21 protein-coding genes and 1 pseudogene are annotated in these 20,950 nt (G+C 74.8%); 8 read left to right on the forward strand and 14 right to left on the reverse strand.

The genetic code is table 11. The annotated features are described in order from the left end of the window. Positions 1-23 precede the first annotated feature (23 nt). On the forward strand, positions 24-2,261 hold the full coding sequence (locus tag ACH4F6_RS19955) for an FUSC family protein (RefSeq protein ID WP_397961561.1): 2,238 nt from the start codon (positions 24-26) through the stop codon (positions 2,259-2,261). Positions 2,262-2,686: 425 nt separating this feature from the next. On the opposite strand, the gene ACH4F6_RS19960 is transcribed toward ACH4F6_RS19955, so the two are convergent. The 5 genes from ACH4F6_RS19960 to ACH4F6_RS19980 form a co-directional block, all read right to left on the reverse strand. Then, the gene (locus tag ACH4F6_RS19960; protein ID WP_397961562.1) at positions 2,687-3,118 is read right to left on the reverse strand and encodes a hypothetical protein; all 432 of its coding nucleotides are present in this window, start codon (positions 3,116-3,118) and stop codon (positions 2,687-2,689) included. A gap of 28 nt (positions 3,119-3,146) precedes the next feature. Next, positions 3,147-3,986 (reverse strand): DUF1206 domain-containing protein, encoded by an 840-nt coding sequence (locus tag ACH4F6_RS19965; protein WP_397961563.1) that lies wholly within the window; start codon positions 3,984-3,986, stop codon positions 3,147-3,149. A gap of 178 nt (positions 3,987-4,164) precedes the next feature. After that, positions 4,165-4,407, reverse strand: coding sequence for a DUF5133 domain-containing protein (locus tag ACH4F6_RS19970; RefSeq protein WP_397961564.1), 243 nt, complete (start codon positions 4,405-4,407; stop codon positions 4,165-4,167). Between the two features lie 59 nt (positions 4,408-4,466). Next, positions 4,467-5,309: a SigB/SigF/SigG family RNA polymerase sigma factor gene (locus ACH4F6_RS19975; RefSeq protein WP_397961565.1), complete on the reverse strand. Its 843-nt coding sequence runs from the start codon at positions 5,307-5,309 to the stop codon at positions 4,467-4,469. 929 nt (positions 5,310-6,238) lie between these two features. After that, complete coding sequence (locus ACH4F6_RS19980) at positions 6,239-6,691, reverse strand: ATP-binding protein (protein WP_397961566.1); 453 nt, start codon at positions 6,689-6,691, stop codon at positions 6,239-6,241. 292 nt (positions 6,692-6,983) lie between these two features. Between ACH4F6_RS19980 and ACH4F6_RS19985 the strand changes: the two genes are divergently transcribed. The 3 genes from ACH4F6_RS19985 (at position 6,984) to ACH4F6_RS19995 (ending at position 9,721) form a co-directional block, all read left to right on the forward strand. Further along, on the forward strand, positions 6,984-7,205 hold the full coding sequence (locus ACH4F6_RS19985) for a hypothetical protein (RefSeq protein ID WP_397961567.1): 222 nt from the start codon (positions 6,984-6,986) through the stop codon (positions 7,203-7,205). 220 nt (positions 7,206-7,425) lie between these two features. Beyond that, positions 7,426-8,904, forward strand: a complete 1,479-nt coding sequence (locus tag ACH4F6_RS19990) for an aminotransferase class I/II-fold pyridoxal phosphate-dependent enzyme (RefSeq protein ID WP_397961568.1) — start codon at positions 7,426-7,428, stop codon at positions 8,902-8,904. Between the two features lie 361 nt (positions 8,905-9,265). After that, a complete protein-coding gene (locus tag ACH4F6_RS19995; protein WP_397961569.1) occupies positions 9,266-9,721 on the forward strand; it encodes a cyclic nucleotide-binding domain-containing protein in 456 nt (151 codons plus the stop codon). 36 nt (positions 9,722-9,757) lie between these two features. Here ACH4F6_RS19995 and ACH4F6_RS20000 read toward each other — a convergent pair whose 3' ends face one another. Both ACH4F6_RS20000 and ACH4F6_RS20005 read right to left on the reverse strand, forming a co-directional pair. Beyond that, on the reverse strand, positions 9,758-11,077 hold the full coding sequence (locus ACH4F6_RS20000) for an MFS transporter (RefSeq protein WP_397961570.1): 1,320 nt from the start codon (positions 11,075-11,077) through the stop codon (positions 9,758-9,760). 94 nt (positions 11,078-11,171) lie between these two features. Beyond that, a complete protein-coding gene (locus tag ACH4F6_RS20005; RefSeq protein ID WP_397961571.1) occupies positions 11,172-11,786 on the reverse strand; it encodes a LysE/ArgO family amino acid transporter in 615 nt (204 codons plus the stop codon). 69 nt (positions 11,787-11,855) lie between these two features. Between ACH4F6_RS20005 and ACH4F6_RS20010 the strand changes: the two genes are divergently transcribed. Continuing rightward, a complete protein-coding gene (locus ACH4F6_RS20010) occupies positions 11,856-12,755 on the forward strand; it encodes a LysR family transcriptional regulator ArgP (RefSeq protein ID WP_397961572.1) in 900 nt (299 codons plus the stop codon). Positions 12,756-12,761: 6 nt separating this feature from the next. Here ACH4F6_RS20010 and ACH4F6_RS20015 read toward each other — a convergent pair whose 3' ends face one another. Further along, complete coding sequence (locus ACH4F6_RS20015) at positions 12,762-13,472, reverse strand: TetR/AcrR family transcriptional regulator (RefSeq protein WP_397961573.1); 711 nt, start codon at positions 13,470-13,472, stop codon at positions 12,762-12,764. A 161-nt stretch (positions 13,473-13,633) separates the two neighbouring features. Between ACH4F6_RS20015 and ACH4F6_RS20020 the strand changes: the two genes are divergently transcribed. Both ACH4F6_RS20020 and ACH4F6_RS20025 read left to right on the forward strand, forming a co-directional pair. Continuing rightward, a complete protein-coding gene (locus ACH4F6_RS20020; RefSeq protein ID WP_397961575.1) occupies positions 13,634-14,851 on the forward strand; it encodes a saccharopine dehydrogenase family protein in 1,218 nt (405 codons plus the stop codon). 121 nt (positions 14,852-14,972) lie between these two features. Further along, the gene (locus tag ACH4F6_RS20025) at positions 14,973-15,221 is read left to right on the forward strand and encodes a WhiB family transcriptional regulator (RefSeq protein ID WP_397961576.1); all 249 of its coding nucleotides are present in this window, start codon (positions 14,973-14,975) and stop codon (positions 15,219-15,221) included. Positions 15,222-15,689: 468 nt separating this feature from the next. On the opposite strand, the gene ACH4F6_RS20030 is transcribed toward ACH4F6_RS20025, so the two are convergent. From ACH4F6_RS20030 to ACH4F6_RS20055, 6 genes and pseudogenes are all read right to left on the reverse strand, one after another. Continuing rightward, the gene (locus ACH4F6_RS20030; protein WP_397961577.1) at positions 15,690-16,145 is read right to left on the reverse strand and encodes a DUF6098 family protein; all 456 of its coding nucleotides are present in this window, start codon (positions 16,143-16,145) and stop codon (positions 15,690-15,692) included. 22 nt (positions 16,146-16,167) lie between these two features. Then, a pseudogene (locus tag ACH4F6_RS20035) lies at positions 16,168-16,569 on the reverse strand (sensor histidine kinase); the annotation flags it as partial. 175 nt (positions 16,570-16,744) lie between these two features. Continuing rightward, the gene (locus ACH4F6_RS20040; RefSeq protein ID WP_397961578.1) at positions 16,745-16,927 is read right to left on the reverse strand and encodes a hypothetical protein; all 183 of its coding nucleotides are present in this window, start codon (positions 16,925-16,927) and stop codon (positions 16,745-16,747) included. Next, on the reverse strand, positions 16,924-17,622 hold the full coding sequence (locus ACH4F6_RS20045) for a response regulator (RefSeq protein WP_397961579.1): 699 nt from the start codon (positions 17,620-17,622) through the stop codon (positions 16,924-16,926). The genes ACH4F6_RS20040 and ACH4F6_RS20045 overlap by 4 nt, the downstream gene beginning before the upstream one ends. A 169-nt stretch (positions 17,623-17,791) precedes the next feature. Next, positions 17,792-18,562 (reverse strand): hypothetical protein, encoded by a 771-nt coding sequence (locus tag ACH4F6_RS20050; protein ID WP_397961580.1) that lies wholly within the window; start codon positions 18,560-18,562, stop codon positions 17,792-17,794. A 42-nt stretch (positions 18,563-18,604) separates the two neighbouring features. Beyond that, on the reverse strand, positions 18,605-20,005 hold the full coding sequence (locus tag ACH4F6_RS20055) for a M1 family metallopeptidase (protein ID WP_397961581.1): 1,401 nt from the start codon (positions 20,003-20,005) through the stop codon (positions 18,605-18,607). A 178-nt stretch (positions 20,006-20,183) separates the two neighbouring features. Here ACH4F6_RS20055 and ACH4F6_RS20060 point away from each other — a divergent pair, with 178 nt between their 5' ends. Next, a complete protein-coding gene (locus ACH4F6_RS20060; RefSeq protein ID WP_397961582.1) occupies positions 20,184-20,531 on the forward strand; it encodes a DUF488 domain-containing protein in 348 nt (115 codons plus the stop codon). Positions 20,532-20,950: the final 419 nt, after the last annotated feature.

The following is a 20,950-nucleotide window of genomic DNA, read 5'->3' on the forward strand; positions in this document are numbered from 1 at the left end:
GAGGCGGGAGAGAGTACGACGGCGTGAAGGCGGCGGCACGGTCCTTCTGGGCGGAGTGGCGGGATCGGGTCGCGGCGTCCGACCCGGGGTTGCTGCGGCTGGCGGCCGGGCTGCGGACGGTGGGGGCGATCGCCCTGACGCTGGCCGTGCTCTCCCTGCTGGGCGCCCAGGTGACCCATCTGGTCGCGGGAGCCATCGCGGCGATGGTCTCCACGTTCTCCATCCGCGAGAAGCAGCGCGGCGCGCAGGCCGTCACCCTGGCCCTGGGGCTGCCGGTGGCGCTCGCCTCCGTCTCGCTGGCGGCGCTCCTCTCCCCCCACCGGCTGCTCGGTGACGTCTTCTTCGTCCTGCTCATCTTCTGCGCGGTCTACGGCCGCCGGTTCGGCGACCGGGGCACCGCGTTCGGCCTGATCGCCTTCCAGACCTACTTCCTGTCCCTGTTCGTCGGGGCCACCGCGGCGACCCTGCCCGGCCTCTGGGGGGTGATCGCCGTCGCGTTCGGGTGCAGCGCGGCGGCGCGGTTCCTGCTGGTGCCGCAGCCCCCGACCGCGATCCTGCAGCGGCTGCGGCAGGCCTTCCGGGCGCGCCTGGCGCAGTTGGTGGACGCGCAGCTGAACCTGTTCGACGCCGCTCCCGGCGGGGTGGAGAAGGCGCTGGAGCGGGTGCGGGAGGGCACCGCCCGGCTGCACGAGACGGCCTTGATGATCCAGGGCCGGCTGGCGGAGGGCACCCCCGACGAGGAGACGGCACGGCTGGTGCAGCGGCGCGTCGCGGACGCGGAGATCTGTGCCGAACGGCTGGGCCTGCTGCTGCTCACGGCGCGCAGCGCCGAGCGGGCGGACACCCTGACCCTGCACCTGCCCGGCGCGCCGTTCCCGGCGAGCGGCCGGCAGCCGGTGCGGGAGGAGGCCACCGAGGTCCTGCGCCGGGACCTGCGCGCGCTGAGCCTGCTCCTGCGGCTGCCCGGCGCGGGCGGCACCGGTCTGGCGCAGGTGCGCAACCGGCTGCTCGGCTACCGAGAGGAGGAGAACCTGCCGGAGGCATCGCCGGCCGTCCAGGACGTCTTCCGGGGCATCGGTGAGGCGGCCCGGGCGGTACTCGGACTGCGGATGGCGCTCGACGGACCGCAGGACGAGTCCGACGACAGCCCCGAGACGGCCCGCTCCCGCGAGGAGCTGGACGCGGAGGACGCCGCCATCGCCGGGGAGGACACGGCGGGCTCCGAGGCGGTGACCGGGCTGCGGCGGCCGACGACCCGGGCCGCCGTACAGGTCGCCGTCGGGTCGTCGCTGGCCATCATCGGCGGCGAACTGCTGTCCACGCACCGCTGGTACTGGGCGGTGCTGACCTGCTGGATCGTGTTCATCAACACCGCCTCGACCGGGGAGATCCTGGTCAAGGGCTACCGCCGGCTGGTGGGGACGGTGCTGGGGGTGATCGCGGGCATCGGGCTCGCGGGGGCGGTCGGCCACCACACCTGGACGGCGTTCGCGGTGGTGCTGCTGTGCGTGTTCGCGATGTTCTACACGGCGCCGCTGTCCTACACGCTGATGTCGTTCTTCGTCACCGCGGCGCTGGGGGTGCTGTACACGCTGCTGCACACCTACAGCCTGTCGGTGCTGCTGCTGCGGGTGGAGGAGACGGCGCTGGGGGCGGCCTGCGGGATCGTGGCGGCGGCGCTGGTGCTGCCGGTGCGGACCGACCGGCGGACCAACGACCTGCTGACGACCGTCCTGGACCGGCTGACCGATGTCACCGAGGGCGCCCTGGACCAGCTCAGCGGCGGTCCTCCGGCCGACCTGCTGGAACGGGCCCGGGACCTGGACCAGGCACTGGCCGACCTGCGGGCGGCCACCCAGCCGCTGACGCACCCGGTCACCCCGCTGCGCACCCGCCGGGACACCGCCCGGTACGTCGTCGCCCTGCTGGAGACCTGCGCCTACCACGCCCGGTCCCTGGCGGCCACGGCCGAGCTGCTGCCCACCCACCCGTCGATCGGGGCGGATCCCCGGCTGCGCACCGTCGGGCAGCGCATCCTGCACAACATCGGCGCCGTCGCCGCGCACGTGGTGGGCGAACGGGACGCCGCCGCCGTACGGACCGGGCCGAGCATCGCCTCGCTCCTCAAGCCCGGCGTGCTGGGGGCGCCCCGCTACGGCCGGGTCACCGACCGGGTCCTGCGCCACCTGCAGCGCCTCGACGAGGCGGTGGTCGGCCTGGCCCGGCCGCTGGAGGTCCCGGTGTCCCGGCCGGGACACTGAGCCCGGGCGGACCGGCGGGCCGGGACGGCGTTCGAGGCCGTGCGCGCCTCCTGCGCCGGGAGCAGGCTCGGGCGGGGGGAACCCCCGTCTGAAGGCCGCGGTGGACGATCTCGAGCGCGAGGGCGCGAGGGCGCGAGGGCGCGAGGGCGCGAGGGCCATGAGCCGATCCCGGACCACCGCAACACCGTGGGCACGTCCCGCACCCGGACGCTGCGGGCGGCTTCCCGGCCGGAACGCTGTGGTGGACGTTCGCGGCCCGTGGGCAACGGCCACGTCCCGCACCCGGACGCTACGGGCCGGCTCCCGGCCGGAACGCCGTTGTGGGTGGTCGCGGGTCCGGAGGGGCCGTGACGCGCGGGACCGACCCGCCGCCAGGGGCAGGTCGGTCGGGGCGGAGGTTCCGTGAGCGGGCCCGGCCCCGGGTGTCAGAAGTCCGTGGGCAGGCCGCTGGCCGCGGCGATGCCGCGCAGTTCCTCGGTGTCGCTCTGGCGCCGGCGGATGCAGCCGGCGATCTCGGCGAGACGGGCCGGGTCCGAGGCGGTGACCGCGTCGGTGACGACCCGGACCGGGCCGGTTCCGTCGACGTGGATCTCCACCAGCTGGTTGTCCAGGCGGCCGGTGACCGCCGTCGCGATGACCAGAGCGGCCTCGTCGCGGATCTCCTGCGGCAGGTCCTCGGTCTCCCGCGGGTCGAGCGCGAAGTCGAGACTCTCGGGTGCTTGTTCGTCCAGGGCGCGCAGCGCGGGCGCGACGACCTTGAGCAGCATCTCGTAGTCCTCGCTGTCCATGCGGACGCGGAGGAGGTCGAGGTACATGTCCACGGGTCGTCCGTCCGGCGGGAACTCGGATTCGTTCATTTCCCCCGGGTTCCCCGGGAGCCGGACGTCAGACCTTGCGCCAGCGGGCCATGGCGAAGGAGAAGAGTCCGAAGAGCACGAGCCCGGCCGCGACGCAGGCCAGCAGCGTCGGCCCCGCCGGGGTGCCGGCGAAGGAACGCAGGGTGTCGTCGAGGCCCTTGGCCTCGTCGGGCTCGTAGTCGACCGCGGCACGCACGGCGAAGCAGCCGGCGGCGGCGAACACCAGCCCGCGGGCCGCGCCGCCGCCCACCCCGGTGACGTCCACGAGCCGGCGGACGCGCCGCGACATCCCGGCCAGCCGCATCTTGTCGCGGTAGGCCCGCATCACGGCTCGGCCGCCTATCCAGATGCCCGCCACGACGATGCCGACGCCGGCCGCGCCGACGATCCACCGTCCGCCGGGCACCTCCAGCAGCCGGGCCGTGACGTCCTTGGACTGCTCGTCGCTGGAGCCGCCCCCGCTGCCCGAGCCCGCGGCGAACGCGAGGACGGAGTAGGCGACGAAGGAGTAGAACCCGCAGCGGGCGAGCGCCAGCAGCCGCTTCTTCGCCTTGCGTCCGTCGGGACCGACCGAGCCGAAGACCACCTCGGACAGGCGCCACAGCGCCATGCCGACCAGGCCGATGCCGAGCGCCCACAGCAGCACGGAGCCGAAGGGCTTGCCGGACAGCTCGGCGAGGGCGCCCTGACGGTCGGCCTGCTGCTGTTTGTCGTCGCCGAAGGCTATCTGCAGGGCCAGCGCGCCGACCAGCAGATAGATGACGCCGCGCGCGGTCAGCCCGGCCCTGGCGGCCCACTTCGTCCCCGACCCCCGCGCCGCGCGCTCGGCTCCCCTTCTGCCGTTGCCCACCAGGACACTCGCGTCCATCTCGACCTCCCCGGAAAGATTCCCGGAATCGGATGCCCCCGGACGGGCCCGGCACACATGGCGGCGGTGCGACGGCCCGGCGTCCTGGGGAACCGCCGGTCGGATCGCCGGTCCGGGCCGAGAACGAAGGGCGCCCCGGCGCGGTGATCCACCGCACCGGGGCGCCCTCGCCGATCGCTCACGCGTACACGTGCGGTCCCTCCTCGGTGTGCGGACGCGTCACCGTGTCCGCGTCGTCCGCCGCGGCGAGCCAGCGGTGGGCGGCCTCCAGGGCGAGCGTGACGTCACGCGTGCCGGTGGAGACGCAGAGCGTGTAGGCGAGGTCCTGTGCCCGTGCGTTCGCCTCGACGGCTCCGGTCGCCGTCACGGTCTCGTACTCGTCGACGAGCCTGCGCAGGACGGCGGGGTGGGGCATCAGCATGGGGGTCTGCTCCTTGTCCGTGACCGAGGGTGATGTGTACGGGGAACGCCGGTGCGGGCTCAGCTCCGGCCGCCGCGGCGGCCGAGGGCTTCCTCCCTCACCTGCGCGCAGCTGCGGCTGATGAGGCGCGAGACGTGCATCTGGGAGATGCCGAGCCGGTCGGCGATGCGGCTCTGGGTCATGTCCTCGAAGAAGCGCATGTAGAGGATCGCCCGCTCGCGCTCCGGCAGGCGGCGCAGGCTCTCCTTGGCGGACTCGCGGTCGACCACGATGTCGTACGAGGCGTCGGGGCCGCCGAGGGTGTCCACGAGGCTGTAACCGTCGTCGCCGGCCGGGAGCTCGGCGTCCAACGACAGGGTGCTGAAGCTCTCCAGGGCCTCCAGGCCCGCGCCGACCTCCTCCTCGGTGAGTCCCGTGTGGGCGGCGATGTCGGCGACCGAGGGCTCGGGGGCGCCCGGGTTCTGGGCGAGCTCCCGGCGGGCCACCCGCACCTTGTTGCGCAGTTCCTGCACCCGGCGGGGCACGCGCAGCGCCCACATCCGGTCCCGGAAGTGCCGCTTGATCTCGCCGGTGATGGTGGGGACGGCGTAACTCTCGAAGGCGCCGCGTTCGGGGTCGAAGCGGTCGACAGCCTTCACCAGGCCGAGCGCCGCCACCTGCCGAAGGTCCTCGATCGCCTCACCCCGGTCGCGGAACCGTCCGGCGATCCGGTGGGCCATGGGCAGCCAGGCCGTCACGATCTCGTCCCGCAGGGCCTCCCGCTCGGGTCCCTCCTCCAGCGAGGCGAGGCGGGCGAAGAGACGTACGGTGTCGGGAGCGTCGTCGTGGGTCCGGCGTGACTGCCCGGTGGTGGTGGCGGCGGCAGGCGTGGCAGATCGGCTTGTCGACATGTCGATGAGCATGCGGAATCGCTCCTGAACGGTCGTTTCAGGGATTGACCAGGGAGGGCCGCTGTCGTCCGGGGGCAGGCAAGGCGCCCCGGAGCAGCCGTGCCACTCCCTTGACGCGCCTCCGGTCCGAAGCACGAACCTCCGTCTGCCCTGACCCCGGAGGAACAAACTCCGCCCACCGGAAGGTCTCTCACAAGCCGCCCGGTGACGCCTTGAACGGTCATGCCGGGAGGGGTCGCACCCGGAGGGGAACCGCCCGCCGCACCGGTCGGGCGCGGGCAACGCGTCGGCCGGGCGCGGACCGACGCGCGGGCCAGGCACGCCGACGCACGGACCGGGCGCGGGCCGACACGCAGACCGGGCACGCCGACACGTGGACCGGGCGCGGGCCGACGTGCAGGTCGACGTATGGATCGGCGCATGGACCAGGCGCGGGCCGACACGCAGACCGGGCACGCCGACGCATGGACCGGGCGCGGGCCGACGCGCAGGCCGGGCGCGCAGGCCGGGCGCGGGCCGACGCACGGGCCGGGCGCGGGCGGACGCATGGATCGGTACATGGACCGGGCGCGGGCGAGGCGCTGGGTGCGCGAGCGGAGGGGGGCGACGGCCGTGGTGGACGGGTGGGAGCGATCCGCGGGCGGACCGCCGCGCCGCACCGGGCCGCGCATCGCCGGGGACGCGGGCGTCACGCCCGTGGCACCCGCGCCGCCCGGTGGCCGGACGGACGTCCGGGGAAGCGGGGGCCGGCGTGCGCGCCGAAGCCGGCGCGTCGGGCGGCCGGAGGCCGCGCCGACGGGTCGCGGTGCCGCACGTCTCCTCGGGCGGGGCGGGAAGCGCCCGCGATCACCGTCCACCGCGACGCGTCCCGCGTCTTCCGGGCTCCGTCCGGCCGGCCACGGCCGGACGGGAGCGCCGCACCGCGGAGGAACACACGGTGTTCAGAACACCGGCACCACCGCGGTGATGCGCTTGCCGCCCGCCGGCAGGTCGGACACCGAGACGTCCCGGGCCAGCCGGCAGACGATGGGCCAGCCGCGGCCGCCGGCCCGGCGACGGCCCTGTTCGTCGAAGGGGTCGGAGGCCACGGGCAGCCGATCGCTGCGGTCGCTGACGGAGACGCGTACGGCCCGTCCGTCGACGTCCACGTCGAAGTCGGTGACCCCGCCGCCGTGGAGGATGGCGTTGGTGGTGAGTTCGGAGGCGACGAGCAGGGCGTCGGAGAGGCCCTCCTCGTCGTAGGGGCGGCCCGTGGCCCCGCAACGGCCGGCGACCGCGCGCCGTATGGCGGTGCGGACGTCCGACGGACGGCACGGCTGCCGCTGCTCGCACGGGACCCGGCGGTCCGTGCGGTTCGACGTGTCCGTGCGGTCGGGCGAGTGGTTGACACGCATCCTTTCGCTCCCTGCGCTGTTCCCGACTGGTCGTGGCCCGACGGTCGGCCGGCGGCTCACCGCCTGACCGGTCACACCTCGGAGCCCTGTGCAGAAGCCTCTGCCGATGTCGGTCGGCGGTTCGGCCGGGCGGCCTCGCCGGCCGCCGGCCGCACCCGGCCCTCTCCCTGCCGGACGGCGCGACCCTCCTTGTCCGGCTGGCCCCGGCAGGGCCCGTCAAACATTCCGCGCGCAAACTGCCGTGCGCGTCTTCGGGCGCCATCGACCCGCTCGTCGTGGGTACGCGGACCGCATGACGGATGTCGTGGACTCGGACGAACTGCTGCGCCGCATCCAGCGGGCCAGGGCCTGCGCGCGCGAGGAACTGCGGGCCTGGCGCGCACGGAGCGAGGAACTGGGGAGGACCGACCCTGACGCGGCACGTGACGCGCACGTGCGGGCGCTGTCCTACGAGGTGGTGCTCGACGTCGTGGACGAGATCCTCACGCCGGGCCGCCACCCGGCGGAGCCGTGACGGCGCCGACGGGCGGACGCGGAGCCGGTCCGGCGAGCGGCTCCGGGGCACGGGGGCCGTGCCGGAGGCGGCACGCGGCGCCGGCTCCGCGCACCCCGCCCTCGGCGGGGCGGCGGCCGGCCGGTTCCCGCGCGCGAAGCCGCCGCGCCGGACCGCCCTCACGTGCCCGGGCGGCGCACCGCGCCCGATTGCCGGCCGGGGCGACGGGCACCCGGAGCACATGACAGCCGATCACACCCGCGCACCCGTACTGGAAGCCCTCGTCGACTACCACCGCCAGGGACGGCTGGCGTTCTCGCCGCCGGGGCACAAGCAGGCCCGCGGCGCCGCTCCCGACGTGCGGGCGGTCCTCGGCGAGGCCGTCTTCCTCGGAGACGTGCTGGCGTCGGGCGGGCTCGACGACCGGCTGACGCGGGGCCGGGTCCTGGAGCGGGCCGAGGAGCTCATGGCGGACGCGGTCCACGCCGACCACACGTTCTTCTCGACCTGCGGCAGTTCCCTGTCGGTCAAGGCCGCGATGCTGTCCGTGGCGGGCCCGCACGAGAAGCTGCTGATCGGGCGGGACGCGCACAAGTCGGTGGTGTCGGGCCTGATCCTGTCGGGGATCGAGCCGGTGTGGGTCGAGCCGCAGTGGGACGCCGAGCGGCACCTGGCGCACCCGCCGTCCGCCGAGAAGTTCGAGAAGGCCTTCGAGAACCACCCCGACGCGAAGGGCGCCCTGGTCACGAGTCCGACACCGTACGGCGCCGCCGCGGACCTGCGGGGGATCGCGGAGGTCTGCCACCGCCGTTCGGTCCCGCTGATCGTGGACGAGGCGTGGGGGGCGCACCTCCCCTTCCACCCGGCTCTGCCGTCCTGGGCGATGGACGCGGGCGCCGACATCTGCGTGACCAGCATCCACAAGATGGGCAGCGGCCTGGAGCAGGGCTCCGTCTTCCACCTCCAGGGCGACCTCGTCCCGGCGGAGCTGCTGCAGACGCGGGCGGACCTGCTGGGCACCACCAGCCCGTCGGTGCTGCTGTACGCCGGACTCGACGGCTGGCGGCGCCAGATGTACCTGCACGGCGAGGAACTCATGGGCGGGGCCCTGGAGCTCGCGGCCGAGGTGCGGGCCGCGATCGAGCAGATCGACGGGATGCACGTCAACGACCGGGACGACTTCTGCGGGCCGGGGCTGGCGGGCGACTTCGACCCGCTGCCCGTCGTGATCGACCTCGACGGGCTCGGCATCTCGGGCTTCCAGGCGGCGGACTGGCTGCACGAGCACCACGCGATCGACATGCACCTGTCCGACCACCGCCGCGTCGGCGCCCAGATCACCCACGCCGACGACCGCGAGACGACCGGCGAACTGCTCGCCGCCCTCAAGGATCTCGCCCACGCGGCTCCGGCGCTGCGGCCCGCCCCGCGGACGGAGGTCCCGGAGCCGTCCGAACTGCGGTTGGCGCAGGGCTTGCTGCCCCGGGACGCGTTCTTCGGTCCGGCCGAGCACGTGCCGCTGTCGAAGGCGGCGGGCCGGGTGGCCGCCGAGATGATCACTCCGTACCCGCCCGGGATCCCCGCCGTGCTGCCCGGCGAACGGCTGACCGAGCCGGTGCTGCGCTATCTGAGCAGCGGCAAGGAGGCGGGCATGAACCTGCCGGACCCGACCGACCCCGAGCTGAAGACGATCAGGGTCGTCACCCGGGACGCGGAGTAGGCGGCCGCCGGCCGATGCCGGGCGCCCCGGGCGGCCCGGCGCCGTCACGGCGGCGGGCGGCGGGCGGCACGAGAAGTGAAACAGGTCACGTGACCCGGTCTCCGTTGCGCAAAAGTCCCGAGAATGGTTTACGGTTCATCCATACGTGGTGACGGGGTCGAGGCTACTCCCCCGGACACCACCCCAGGAACGGCCCTGGCTGGCTTCCCCCGTCCAGCCAGGGCTTTTCCATGCCCTCCCGGAGAATCCCCGTCCGCCGAGGTGCCCGGCGCGCCCCCAGCGGCTGAAATGGGTGGGTGGGACACCCGGAACCCACCCCCCGACGGACCCGGACCCCCCTCCCGGCGAGGAGCCCCGCGCCATGACCAAAGCGACGAAACTGCTGACCGCCCTCCCCCCGCCCCAGCGCCAGCGCCTGATGTCCCTCGCGCAGGAGGTGTCCTTCCCGGAGGACAGCCGGATCTTCGAGCCGGGCGGCACCGCCGACCGCTTCTGGGTCATCCGCTCCGGTGCCGTCTCGCTCACCCAGCAGGTCACCTCGGTGCAGCGGGTGACGGTCGCCAGCCTCGGCGCCGGCGACCTGCTCGGCTGGTCGTGGCTGTTCCCGCCGTACCAGTGGGACTTCGGCGCGGAGGCCTTCAGCCCCGTCCGCGCCTACGAGTTCGAGGCGCATCCGGTGCTCAGGCTGTGCGAGGAGGACCCGGCGCTCGGGCTGTCGCTGGTGCGGATCGTCGCGGAGATCCTCGCCCACCGGCTGGAGATGACCCGGAACAGGCTCATGGAGCACTACGGGTTGCACCTGCGCCGGATCACGTAGCCACCCCCGCGGACGCCGCCTCGGACGCGGAGCGGCTCAGACGCGGTAGCGGCGCAGCGCCGGTACCGCTGCGGCGAGCGCCAGCATCACGGTGACGACGAGCAGTCCGCCGCCCGCGACGGCCGCGCGCGGGCCGAAGGCGGCGCCCGCGGTGCCGTGCAGGACGTCCGCCAGGCGCGGTCCGCCCGCGACGACGACGGTGAAGACGCCCTGCATGCGGCCGCGCATCTCGTCGGTGGCGGCGGACAGCAGGATCGCCCCGCGGAAGACCATGGAGACCATGTCGGCGACACCGGCGGCCGCGAGGAACACGACGGCGAGCCACAGGCTGCCGCTGAGTCCGAAGCCCGTGATCGCCGCGCCCCAGGCGACCACCGCGCCGATGACCATCCGGCCGTGGGCGCGGGACCGGGAGAAGGTGCCCGAGAAGAGCCCGCCCAGTACCGCGCCGACGGGTATCGCCGCGAACAGCAGCCCCAGGGCGAGACCCTCGCCGTAGGACGCGTAGGTCTCCGCGGCGAGCTGCGGGAACAGGGCCCGGGGCATGCCGAGGACCATGGCGACGACGTCGGCGAGGAAGGACAGCAGCAGGACCTTGTGGCGGGAGATGTACCGGAAGCCCTCCGCGATCTCCCGGATCCCGGCGCGGCGGGCGGTCGAGCCGGTGAGCGGCGGCAGCGCGGGGAGCCGGACGACGGCCCACAGCGTCACGCACAGGGCGAACGCGTCGAGGAGGTAGAGCTCGGGCAGCCCGATGACGGGGATGAGCGCGCCCGCCAGCAGCGGTCCGGCGACCAGGCCGGTCTGCATGACGGTCGATCCGAGGGCGTTGGCCGCGGCCAGTTCCTCCGGGGGCACGAGGCGGGCGATGGAGGCGTTGCGGGCGGGCGCGTTGAGGCCGAAGAACGCCTGCTGCGCGGCGAGCAGCACCATCAGCACCGCCACCGAGTCCAGCCCCGAGGCGGCCTGGAGCCAGAACAGCACCGAGGTGACGCCGATGCCGGTGTTGGTGATCAGCAGCAGCCTGCGCCGGTCCATGGTGTCGGCGACCGCCCCGCCCCACAGCGCGAACAGCACCATCGGCAGCAGGCCCGCGAGGCCGGCGTACCCGACCCAGGCGGAGGAGCCCGTGATGTCGTAGATCTGCTTGGGGACGGCCACGGCGGTGAGCTGGCTGCCGACGGCCGTGACGATCGTCGACGACCACAGCCGGCGGTAGGCGGGCCGGCGCAGGGGGCGGGTGTCCATCGCCCAGCGGCGCCGGCCGGGTTCCCGGGGTGCCGGGCCGGCCTCGGCGTCGGGGGGCGGGGTGCTGCTCTCGCTCGTGTCCACGGACTTCCTGGTTGCTCGATACATCTTTCGCGTCGGGGATCACTATCGCAGCACCGCCTGGGGTGAAGCCGCCCGCATGGACACCCGGTCTCACGCCTCGGACGACCGGGCGGTTCTCTCAGGCTCCCGCGACGAGCGTGAGGCCGAGGGCGATCATCGTGGCGGCGACCAGGCCGTCCAGGACGCGCCAGGCGGCCGGGCGGGCCAGGAAGCGGCCGAGCAGCCGGGCGCCGAAGCCGAGCGCGGCGAACCAGCAGAGGCTGGCGAGCGCGGCGCCCAGTCCGAAGGTCCAGCGCAGCGGGCCGCGGTCGGCGGCGACGGAGCCGAGCAGGAAGACGGTGTCGAGGTAGACGTGCGGGTTGAGCCAGGTCATCGCGAGACAGGTGAGCACCGCCCGCCGCCGTGAGCCGGCCGCCTCGCCCTCCGCCCGCAGGGCGCCGCCGGGCCGCAGCACCCGGCGGGCGGCGAGGGCGCCGTAGCCGAGCAGGAAGGCGCCTCCGATCCAGGCGACGGCGGTCAGCGCGCCCGGCCAGGCCACCACCAGCGCGCCCACCCCGGCCACGCCCAGGGCGATGAGGACGGCGTCGGACAGGGCGCAGATGCCCACGACGGCGAGGACGGCGTCGCGGCGGACGCCCTGGCGCAGGACGAAGGCGTTCTGGGCGCCGATGGCGACGATGAGCGACAGACCGGTGCCGAATCCGGCCGCCGCGGCGGTGAGGGCGGGCGTCATGCGGTCCACGCTAGGCAGCCGATCACTGCCGGTCCAGCTAAAGATTCTTACGTATCATCAGCGATCGTGATGACGGACCTTCCCCTCGACCAGGTGCGCACCCTGCTCGCGGTGGTCGACGAGGGCACCTTCGACGCGGCGGCGGCCGCCCTGCACGTGACGCCCTCGGCGGTCAGTCAGCGGGTCAAGGCGCTGGAGCAGCGCACGGGCCGCGTGCTGCTGCTGCGGACCAAGCCCGTGCGGCCCACGGAGTCCGGGGAGATCGTCGTGCGGTTCGCCCGCCAGCTGGCCCGGCTGGAACGGGACACGCGGTCCGAGCTGGGCATGAGCGGCCCCGGGGAGCCGACCCGCGTCACGGTCGCGGTGAACGCCGACTCGCTCGCCACCTGGTTCCTGCCGGCCCTGACCCGGGTGCCGGACGAGCCGCGGCTCTGCTTCGAGCTGCACCGCGAGGACGAGACCCGCACGGCGGAGCTGCTGCGCGAGGGACTGGTCATGGCGGCGGTGACCTCCTCGCCCGACCCGGTGACCGGGTGCTCCGTGCGGCCGCTCGGCCGGATGCGCTACCTCGCGGCGGCGAGTGCGTCGTTCACCGCCCGGCACCTCGACGGCAGACCGCTGGGCGAGGCGCTGGCCGAGGCGCCGATGGTGACCTTCGACCGCAGCGACGAGTTGCAGGACGCGTTCCTGCGCGGGCTGCGACGCGCCGCGCGCGGCGCGGCGCCCGTACGACACGCCGTGCCGACCTCGGAGGGCTTCAAGGACGCCGTCGCCGCCGGTCTCGGCTGGGGGATGGTGCCCGAGGTGCAGGCCGGGCCCCTGCTGGCGGACGGGCGCCTGCTCTCCCTCGCGCCCGAGCGGCCGCTGGACGTGCCGTTGTACTGGCAGCAGTGGAAGCTGGACTCGCCGGCGCTGGCGGCGGTCGCGCGGGCCGTCACGGCGACGGCCGCCGCGGCGCTGCGCCGCTGACGCGCCTCACCCGGCCCGCACGTCCGCCAGCCGTGCCGCCGCGCTGTCCAGCAGCATGTCCAGCGCGGTCGGATAGGCGCTGGTCACCATCCGCGCCGACAGCAGGGGCGCCGCCTCGGCGATCCGCGGGTGGGTGGCGGCGGGCAGGCGGGCGTACGTCGAACGCCACACGGCGTCGTCGGCGCGCTGGGAGGCACGCGGCAGCGCCAGGGAGGCCGCGTCCAGCGCGGCGAAGGCGAGGGTCTGGTCGATGAAGGCGTGGTAGACGCGCACGGTGTCCGGCAGCGGGAACCCGGCCGTGCGCAGGACGTCCAGGACCGCTTCGTCGGCGGCGAGCTCGTTCGGCCGGCCGGTGACACGGCTCGTGGTCAGCTGGGCGGCCTGGGGATGGGCGACGTACGCGGCGTGGATGCGCAGTCCGACGGCGCGCAGGTCGGCCCGCCACTCCCCCGTCGGCTCCCAGCCGCGCAGCGCCTCACCGATGAGCGCGTCGCCGATGGCCAGCGTCAGCTCGTCCATGCCCCGGAAGTACCGGTAGAGGGTGCTCGGATCGCAGTCGAGCGCCAGACCGAGGCGCCGCGCCGTCAGGCCGGTGCTGCCGTGCTCGCGCAGCAGGCGCAGCGCGGCCTCGACGATCAACCGCTCGGACAGCACGGTGCCGCTCTTGGTGGGCCGGCGCCGGCGCCGCCTCTCCTCCGGGACGACGGCCTTCGGCACGCCCGCCCACCTCCCCGTCGCTCCCGCTCTTCCCGCCCTTATGCCAACACCATTGACCTTACGCGGACCGGGGGCGTTGTATCTCCGGCAGGGCCCCTTCGCACACCTTTCGTGCACCTGTGCGTGTTTTACACCCGTCTTCGACCGAGGGAGTTCTCGTCATGCGTGTCCTGCTCGTGGGCGCCGGCGGCGTCGGTACCGCCATCACCCGGATCGCCGCCCGGCGTTCCTTCTTCGAGGCGATGGTGGTGGCCGACCACGACCCCGGCCGTGCCGCGGCCGCCGTCGCCGCGCTCGACGGCGACGAGCGCTTCCTCGCCGAGCGCGTCGACGCCGGCGACGAGGCCGCGGTGGGCGCGCTGCTCGCCCGGCACCGCTGCGACGTGCTCCTCAACGCCACCGACCCGCGCTTCGTGATGCCCCTGTTCCGCGCCGCGCGCGCCGCCGGGGCCACGTACCTCGACATGGCGATGTCCCTGTCCCGGCCGCACCCGGAGCGGCCCTACGAGGAGTGCGGGGTCAAGCTCGGCGACGCCCAGTTCGCCCAGGCGGAGGACTGGGCGGAGGCGGGCGCCCTGGCGCTGGTCGGCATGGGGGTGGAGCCGGGTCTGTCGGACGTCTTCGCCCGGTACGCCGCCGACGAGCTCTTCGACGAGATCGAGGAGATCGGCATCCGCGACGGCGCGAACCTCACCGTCGACGGCCTGGACTTCGCCCCCTCGTTCAACATCTGGACCACGATCGAGGAGTGCCTGAACCCGCCGGTGGTCTACGAGTCGGAGCGCGGCTGGTTCACCACCGAGCCGTTCAGCGAGCCGGAGGTGTTCGACTTCCCGGAGGGCATCGGCCCGGTCGAGTGCGTCAACGTGGAGCACGAGGAGGTGCTGCTGGTGCCGCGCTGGGTGGACGCGCGCCGGGTCACCTTCAAGTACGGGCTCGGCCGCGAGTTCGTCGACACGCTGAGGACGCTGCACAAGCTGGAGCTGGACCGCACCGCGCCGGTGACCGTGCCGAGCGCGGCGGGACCGGTGCAGGTCTCGCCCCGGGACGTCGTCGCCGCGTGCCTGCCCGACCCGGCGACGCTGGGCGGGCGCATGCACGGCAAGACGTGCGCCGGCACCTGGGTGCGGGGCGTGAAGGACGGCGCGCCGCGCGAGGTGTACCTGTACCACGTGGTCGACAATCAGTGGTCGATGGCCGAGTACGGCAGCCAGGCCGTGGTCTGGCAGACGGCCGTCAATCCGGTGGTCGCCCTCGAACTCCTCGCCGGCGGAGCGTGGTCGGGAGCCGGCGTCCTGGGGCCCGAGGCGTTCCCGGCCCGCCCGTTCCTCGACCTGCTGACGGCGTACGGCTCGCCCTGGGGCGTGAGGGAACAGTGACCTGATCCGGACCGGCTCCGTCCGGCCCGGTTTCACTCCGGTCCCGCCGGTGACCCGACCGGGAGCAACTGATGGTTTTCATCCGGAACAGTACGTACGACTTCGATCGCAGGTGACTTCGATGGACGACTGGCGACAGCACGCCGTGTGCCGCCACGAGGATCCGGACCTCTTCTTCCCGATCGGGACCACGGGCCCGGCACTGCTGCAGACGGAACAGGCGAAAGCTGTCTGCCGGCGCTGCCCGGTGCGGGAGCCGTGCCTGGAGTGGGCGCTGGAGACGGACCAGACCCTCGGGGTGTGGGGCGGGACGAGCGAGACGGAGCGCCGCGCGCTCAGGCGGCGCATCAAGGCACGACGAAGTTCGTGACCCGGGCGAGTCCGTGATCCGGCGGGCACGGGCACGCGGGGCCCCGGAGCATCGGCTCCGGGGCCCCGCGCCCGTCCCGGGAGCCCGGCGTCCGTGAGGCACCGTCCCGTCCCGGAGGCGCCGTGTCCGTGAGGCGCCGTCCCGTCCCGGAGGCGCCGTGTCCGTGAGGCACCGTGTCCGCCGTGTCGCCGGAGGTCCCGCGTCCGCAAGGGCGTCGCGGCTGTTCGCGGGCGGACGCGAGCCCTGCTCCCGCGGGTTCCGCACGCGAGTCCCCCTCCCGCGGGCTGCGGGTCCCCGGTTCCGCGCCGCTCCGGTCCCGGGCCCGGCCGGCGCGTCCCCGTTCCGGGGTCCGCCCCGGGCCCGCCCCGGACCGGCCGTCCCGCGCCGACTCCGGCCAGGCCCGTCGCACGCACGCCCGGGCTCAGGACCGGTCCATCCCGCTCCTGGGCCCGGGCCCCGTGTCCGTCCTCACCGGCCGCCCGCGCGACGCCGCAGTGTTCCCCACTCGGATTCCTGCCGGGCCACCTCGGCCTTCGCCGCCTCGATCACTCCTTGGTCGATCCAGCACAGCGGGCGTACGTCGGCCACCAGCGGCTCGTTGTCCGGGCCGCGGCCCGTCTCCCGGCCCGTCAGGACCCAGGGCCGGACGCCGGGGCCCTTCTCGTGCGGCAGGTGGGCGTAGTCGTAGAGCCGGCGGGCGACCCACAGGACGCGCGAGCGGTCCGCCCACCAGTCCTCGACGTCGAGGGGGTTGGCGGACAGGCCGGGCATCGCAACGCCGGTCAGCTCGTCCGTGCTGGACACCGAGGCGAGATCGGTCTCGGGCCCGCGCGACCAGCGAATGTACAGTCCCCGTTCCCGCTCGGTCAGGTCGGCCAGGTCGGCCAAGGCGTGTACGACCGGCAGGCCGTCCGACGAACTCATGGCATGACCTCCCTCTTCGCCGTCAGGCCAACGGGGTACCCCCACCGCTCAAGGGGAATCGGTCCCTCCTGTCCCAGCCGTCCCCCGGGGCCACCGCGGCGGGCAGCCGCGGGGTGAGGACGCCGCCGGCGCCGGGCGTGCTCGCGGCCTCCGCGGTGCCGCCGTGGGCGGCGGTCAGCCGGCGGACGACCGGCAGCCCGAGGCCGCTGCCGCCGGTGCGCCGGCCGCGCGGCTGCTCGGCGCGCCGGAACCGCTCGAAGACGTGCGGCAGGTCCTCGGCCGCGATGCCGGTGCCCGTGTCGGCGACCTCCAGCACGACCTGGCCGTCCGCGCGCCGGGCGGTCGGCGTGACCGTGCCGTCGGGCGGGGCGCGGCGGACGGCGGCAGGGAGGTGCCGCGGGGCGCGGAGTCGGCGAGGAGGGTCCGGTCGGGTGAGGTCAGGGCGATGCGCCGCCCGGTCCGCGCGGACCGGGCGCGCACGGTGGACCGGACGGCGCTCCGGTCGGGGTGGGTGGCCGCGCAGCCGCTCAGCCGCTCAGCCGCTCAGCCGCGCAGCCGCTCAGCCGCTCAGCCGCTCAGCCGCTCAGCCGCTCAGCCGCTCAGCCGGGCGAGGGTGTCATGTCGTCGGCGAGGGCCTGGCCCTGCTCCTCGCACAGGGCACGGGTCGTGGTCGTCACCGCCGGCCGGGCGGTCGCGGCCGCCGAGCACACGGCGGTCAGGACGGACGCGATCAGCAGCCGGACCGGCAGGCGCTTGCGCAGGAGGGTGCGGGCCCGGTTCACCCCCGGCCGCCGCTGAGCTTGTAGCCGACGCCGAACACGGTCACCAGCCGCACGGGTCTGCGCGGATCGGCCTCGATCTTGCGGCGCAGGTTCATGATGTGGACGTCGACGGCCCGTTCGGTGGAGGCCCGGTCGAAGCCGCGGGTGCACTGCAGCAACTGCCGCCGGGTGAAGACCCGTTCGGGCTCGCCGGCCAGGGCGAGCAGGATCTGGAACTCGGCGGGCGTGCACTCCACGGGCTCCCCGTCGCACCGCACCTCGTGCCGCGCCGGGTTCACCGCGATGCCCGCGGCCCGTACGACGGGGTCCTCCCGCCGGCCGCCGGCGGCCCGCCCGGTGCGCCGCAGGACGGTGCGGACGCGTGCCGTCAGCTCCCGCGGGCTGTACGGCTCGGTCAGGTAGTCGTCGGCGCCCAGCTCCAGGCCGAGCAGCAGGTCGTCCTCGGTCGCGCGGGCGGTCAGCATCAGGACGGGCACGTCGTCGTCCCGGCGCAGCACCCGGCACACCCCGAAGCCGTCGATGACCGGCAGCATCAGGTCCAGCACGACGAGGTCGGGACGGTTGCTCCGTACGGCGTCCAGCGCGGCGGAGCCGTCGTGGACGACGGTGGCGGTGTGGCCCTCGGCGAGCAGGGAGCGGCGGATCAGCTCGGCCTGCGTCGCGTCGTCCTCGGCGACCAGTACATGTGCGCACACGCGGCGGATCCCTTCGGTCGGCGGATCGGGTCGGCATGGTGGGGGGCGGACCGGTCGGCGCCGCGGGGCGGCGAATCGATTCCGCAGGGGGGCGGCGGGCCGGTCGGCACCGCGGATCGGCGGACCGGTGGCGCCCGGTGGGCAGGCGAATCGGTTCCGCACCGCGGGGTCAGCGGGACAGGGAGACGCGGTCGCCCATGACGACGACCGGGTGGAGGTCCGGATCCAGGGCGAGGAGCAGGTCCCTCATGTGTTCCTCGGCGAGACTCACGCACCCCTGGGTGGGGCCGCCGTGGTCGACGTGGAGCCAGATGCCGCCCCCGCGTTCCGCGCCCAGGGGGCGGATCCAGTCGAGGGGCGAGGTGCCGGCCTCGCGGTTGTAGTTGATGGCGATCACGTAGTCGAAGGTCCCTTCCAGCGGTTCGCCCTCGAACCCGGTGCCGGAGGCGGTGAAGTCGTCCGAGTGGTCGTACGGCAGCCGGGTGCCGGGGTCGCTCAGCAGCCCGCCGGCGTCGGTGAGCTCGAAGACTCCGACGGGTGAGCGCAGGTCACCGCTCATGTGGTGGTCGGTCCAGCCGCGCAGGGCGTTGTGGGCGGGCCAGACGGGCCCGGCGTGCCAGCCGGACCCGGTGTGTTCGTACAGGACGACCCGGGAGAGCGGGGAGTCGCGGTCCCGGCCCGTCACCACGACCACCTGGCGGGCCGTCGCCGGCACGGCGGCCCGTGTCCGGGGGCCGAGGCCGGCGATCTGCTGCCGGCCGGCCGGCACGGAGATCCTGGGGCCGGGCGCGCCCCCGCCGGACAGGACGGCCGAGGGGGCGGGCGCCGGGGGGAGGACGGGCGAGGTGGTCGTGGAGGCGGAGGTGGCCGCTCCGCCGCCGCATCCGGTGAGCAGGAGGGACGTGGCGAGCAGCGCGGTACGGGCGTGATGCTTGATCATGGGTCGACCCTGACCGACAGGTGTGAGGAACTGGTCAGTATCTCAGGGCGTGTCGGGCTTTCCTCGAAGGTGGAGCCACGTCCGGAACAGCGCGTCGAGGCCCTTGCCGGACACACGCTCCGCCAGACGCCTGAACTGGTCGGTGGTGCCGTTTCCGTGGCGGTGCTCGGCGGCCCAGGTCCGCAGGACGCGGAAGAAGGCGCGGTCGCCCACGGCGGTGCGCAGGGTGTGCAGGGTCATGGCGCCCCGGGCGTAGACGGGGGTGTCGAAGAGGTGCGCGCCGCCGGGGTCGCCGGGCGGGACGGCCCACAGGGCGTCGTCGGCCGGGGTGGCGTACAGCGCGTCGAAGGCGGTCTGGGCGCGGGCGCCGCCGTGCTGTTCGGCGTAGAGCCATTCGGCGTAGGTGGCGAAGCCCTCGTTGAGCCAGATGTCCTTCCAGGAGGTGAGGGAGACCGAGTCGCCGAACCACTGGTGGGCGCTCTCGTGGACGAGGGTGCTCAGGTCGGGGGCGTGGTCGTACACGGGCCGGGTCTGGGTCTCCAGCGCGTAGCCGGCCCGCGGCGCGCGGTCGACGATCGCGCCGGCGGCGCGGTAGGGGTAGCGGCCGAAGAGTCCGCTCCCCCACTCCAGGACGGACGGGAGCTTCTTGAGGACCGGTGCCGCGGCGGTCGCCTCGCGGGGGTCGACGGCGTTGTGGACCCTGATCCCGGAGCGGGTCGTGTACTGCTCGACCTGGAACTTCCCGATGGTGGCCGTGGCGAGGCAGGCGGCCATGGGCTCCGTCTGGCGCCAGTGGAAGGTGGTCCTGCCGTGCGCGGTGCGCCGGTCGAGCAGGACGCCGTTGGCGACCGCCGTGCGGCCGTCGGGAACGGTGATCGTGAAGTCGTAGGAGGACTTGTCCTTCGGGTGGTTGTTGGCGGGGAACCACGTCATGGCGCCCTGCGGTTCGCCGGCGACGAACGCGCCGTCGTCGGTGGGGATCCAGCCGTCGAGCGAGCCGTCCGGGTCGGTGACCGGGCCGGGCTCGCCGGAGTAGGTGACGGTGACGCGGAAGCGCTCGCCCGCGCCCGGGGCGCGGCGCGGGGTGACGACGAGTTCCTGGCCGTCGCGCCGGTGCGCGGCCGGGGCCCGGTCGACCGTCAGGCCGGTGACCTTCAGGCCGTGCAGGTCCAGGTCGAAGCGGGTGAGGCGCCGGGTGGCGCGGGCGGTGAGGACGGCCCTGCCGTCCAGGTGACGGCTCGTCGGGTCGTAACGCAGGGTCAGGTCGTAGTGGTCGACGTAGTAGCCGCCGTTGCCGGCGAGCGGGAAGTAGGGGTCGCCGACCCCTGACGCGCCCACCGGACCGGCCGCGAGCGCCGGATCGGCCCCGGTGAGCAGGGCCGCCAGGGCGAAGGGCAGGGCCGCGGTCGTGCGGAGGGCGGGGCGTCTGCGGGGGTGTGTCACGTGCCGCTCCTCGGGGGGTGGCGTGGCGTGTCGTGTCGTCAAACGTGCTCAGACTAGGCATCGACCGGGCCGGATCCCCCCTCCATCAGGTCACGTCGCGCCGCGTCGCCCACCGTACGGGCGTGCCGTCGGCAGTACGCTCCCGGCACCACCCGCCGCCCCGAGGAAGGCCCCGCCCGTGAGCGTCCGCGTGCGCCGCGTCTACGACCCCGCCGAGCCCGACGACGGTGTCCGCGTCCTGGTCGACCGTCTGTGGCCGCGCGGCCTCTCCAAGGACGCGGCCCGGATCGACGAGTGGCCCAAGAACCTCACCCCGTCGGCCGAACTGCGCCGCTGGTACCACGCGGGCGAGGGCTCGTACGAGGACTTCGCCCGCCGCTACGAGGCCGAACTGACCGCCCCCGAGGCGGCCGAACTCCTCACCCGCGTCCGCGAACTGACCCGCGAGGGGCCGGTCACCCTGCTGACCGCGGCGAAGGACCCCGGGCACAGCCACGCGGCGGTGCTCCTGCGCCTCCTGGGCTGACGGGGCGAGCCGGGCCGGCCCCGGCGCCCGGACACCCGCGCCGGACCGCCCGGCCCGCGGTCGGCTCCCCGGGGCCGACGCGACGGGCCGCGCGGTCCGGGGCTGACGCGGCGGCGGCCACGCCGGCCGCGGGACCGGCAGGACGGGCCGCCCCGAACGGGATTGACGCATGCAGCCGCACGGCTGCCGGACCGGCACGGCGGACGAGCCCCGCAGCCCCCACCGGGGGCCGGGCCCGAGCCCCGGGGCGGGTGACCCTTTCCGCCCACCGGGTCCCCGGAACCAGGGCGAAACCCCGGAACCGGCACCCCCTCACCCGACCGAACAGGCCGGAGGCGACGCCCCGGCCGGAGTGCGGCAGGCACGGTCCCCGCCGGGGACCGGGCCCGGCCCCGGGCTCGGCGCCCCCGACCGACCGG

The sequence above is a fragment of the Streptomyces sp. NPDC017936 genome, assembly GCF_044328485.1.
Taxonomy (GTDB): domain Bacteria; phylum Actinomycetota; class Actinomycetes; order Streptomycetales; family Streptomycetaceae; genus Streptomyces.

Excerpts from the sequence above, each read along its gene's own strand:
- ACH4F6_RS19960 (WP_397961562.1), bottom strand. The coding sequence starts at position 3,118 with ATGAACGAATCCGAGTTCCCGCCGGACGGACGACCCGTGGACATGTAC.
- ACH4F6_RS19965 (WP_397961563.1), bottom strand. The coding sequence starts at position 3,986 with ATGGACGCGAGTGTCCTGGTGGGCAACGGCAGAAGGGGAGCCGAGCGC.
- ACH4F6_RS19970 (WP_397961564.1), bottom strand. The coding sequence starts at position 4,407 with ATGCTGATGCCCCACCCCGCCGTCCTGCGCAGGCTCGTCGACGAGTAC.
- ACH4F6_RS19975 (WP_397961565.1), bottom strand. The coding sequence starts at position 5,309 with ATGCTCATCGACATGTCGACAAGCCGATCTGCCACGCCTGCCGCCGCC.
- ACH4F6_RS19980 (WP_397961566.1), bottom strand. The coding sequence starts at position 6,691 with ATGCGTGTCAACCACTCGCCCGACCGCACGGACACGTCGAACCGCACG.
- ACH4F6_RS19985 (WP_397961567.1), top strand. The coding sequence starts at position 6,984 with ATGACGGATGTCGTGGACTCGGACGAACTGCTGCGCCGCATCCAGCGG.
- ACH4F6_RS19990 (WP_397961568.1), top strand. The coding sequence starts at position 7,426 with ATGACAGCCGATCACACCCGCGCACCCGTACTGGAAGCCCTCGTCGAC.
- ACH4F6_RS19995 (WP_397961569.1), top strand. The coding sequence starts at position 9,266 with ATGACCAAAGCGACGAAACTGCTGACCGCCCTCCCCCCGCCCCAGCGC.
- ACH4F6_RS20000 (WP_397961570.1), bottom strand. The coding sequence starts at position 11,077 with ATGTATCGAGCAACCAGGAAGTCCGTGGACACGAGCGAGAGCAGCACC.
- ACH4F6_RS20005 (WP_397961571.1), bottom strand. The coding sequence starts at position 11,786 with ATGACGCCCGCCCTCACCGCCGCGGCGGCCGGATTCGGCACCGGTCTG.
- ACH4F6_RS20010 (WP_397961572.1), top strand. The coding sequence starts at position 11,856 with ATGACGGACCTTCCCCTCGACCAGGTGCGCACCCTGCTCGCGGTGGTC.
- ACH4F6_RS20020 (WP_397961575.1), top strand. The coding sequence starts at position 13,634 with ATGCGTGTCCTGCTCGTGGGCGCCGGCGGCGTCGGTACCGCCATCACC.
- ACH4F6_RS20025 (WP_397961576.1), top strand. The coding sequence starts at position 14,973 with ATGGACGACTGGCGACAGCACGCCGTGTGCCGCCACGAGGATCCGGAC.
- ACH4F6_RS20030 (WP_397961577.1), bottom strand. The coding sequence starts at position 16,145 with ATGAGTTCGTCGGACGGCCTGCCGGTCGTACACGCCTTGGCCGACCTG.
- ACH4F6_RS20050 (WP_397961580.1), bottom strand. The coding sequence starts at position 18,562 with ATGATCAAGCATCACGCCCGTACCGCGCTGCTCGCCACGTCCCTCCTG.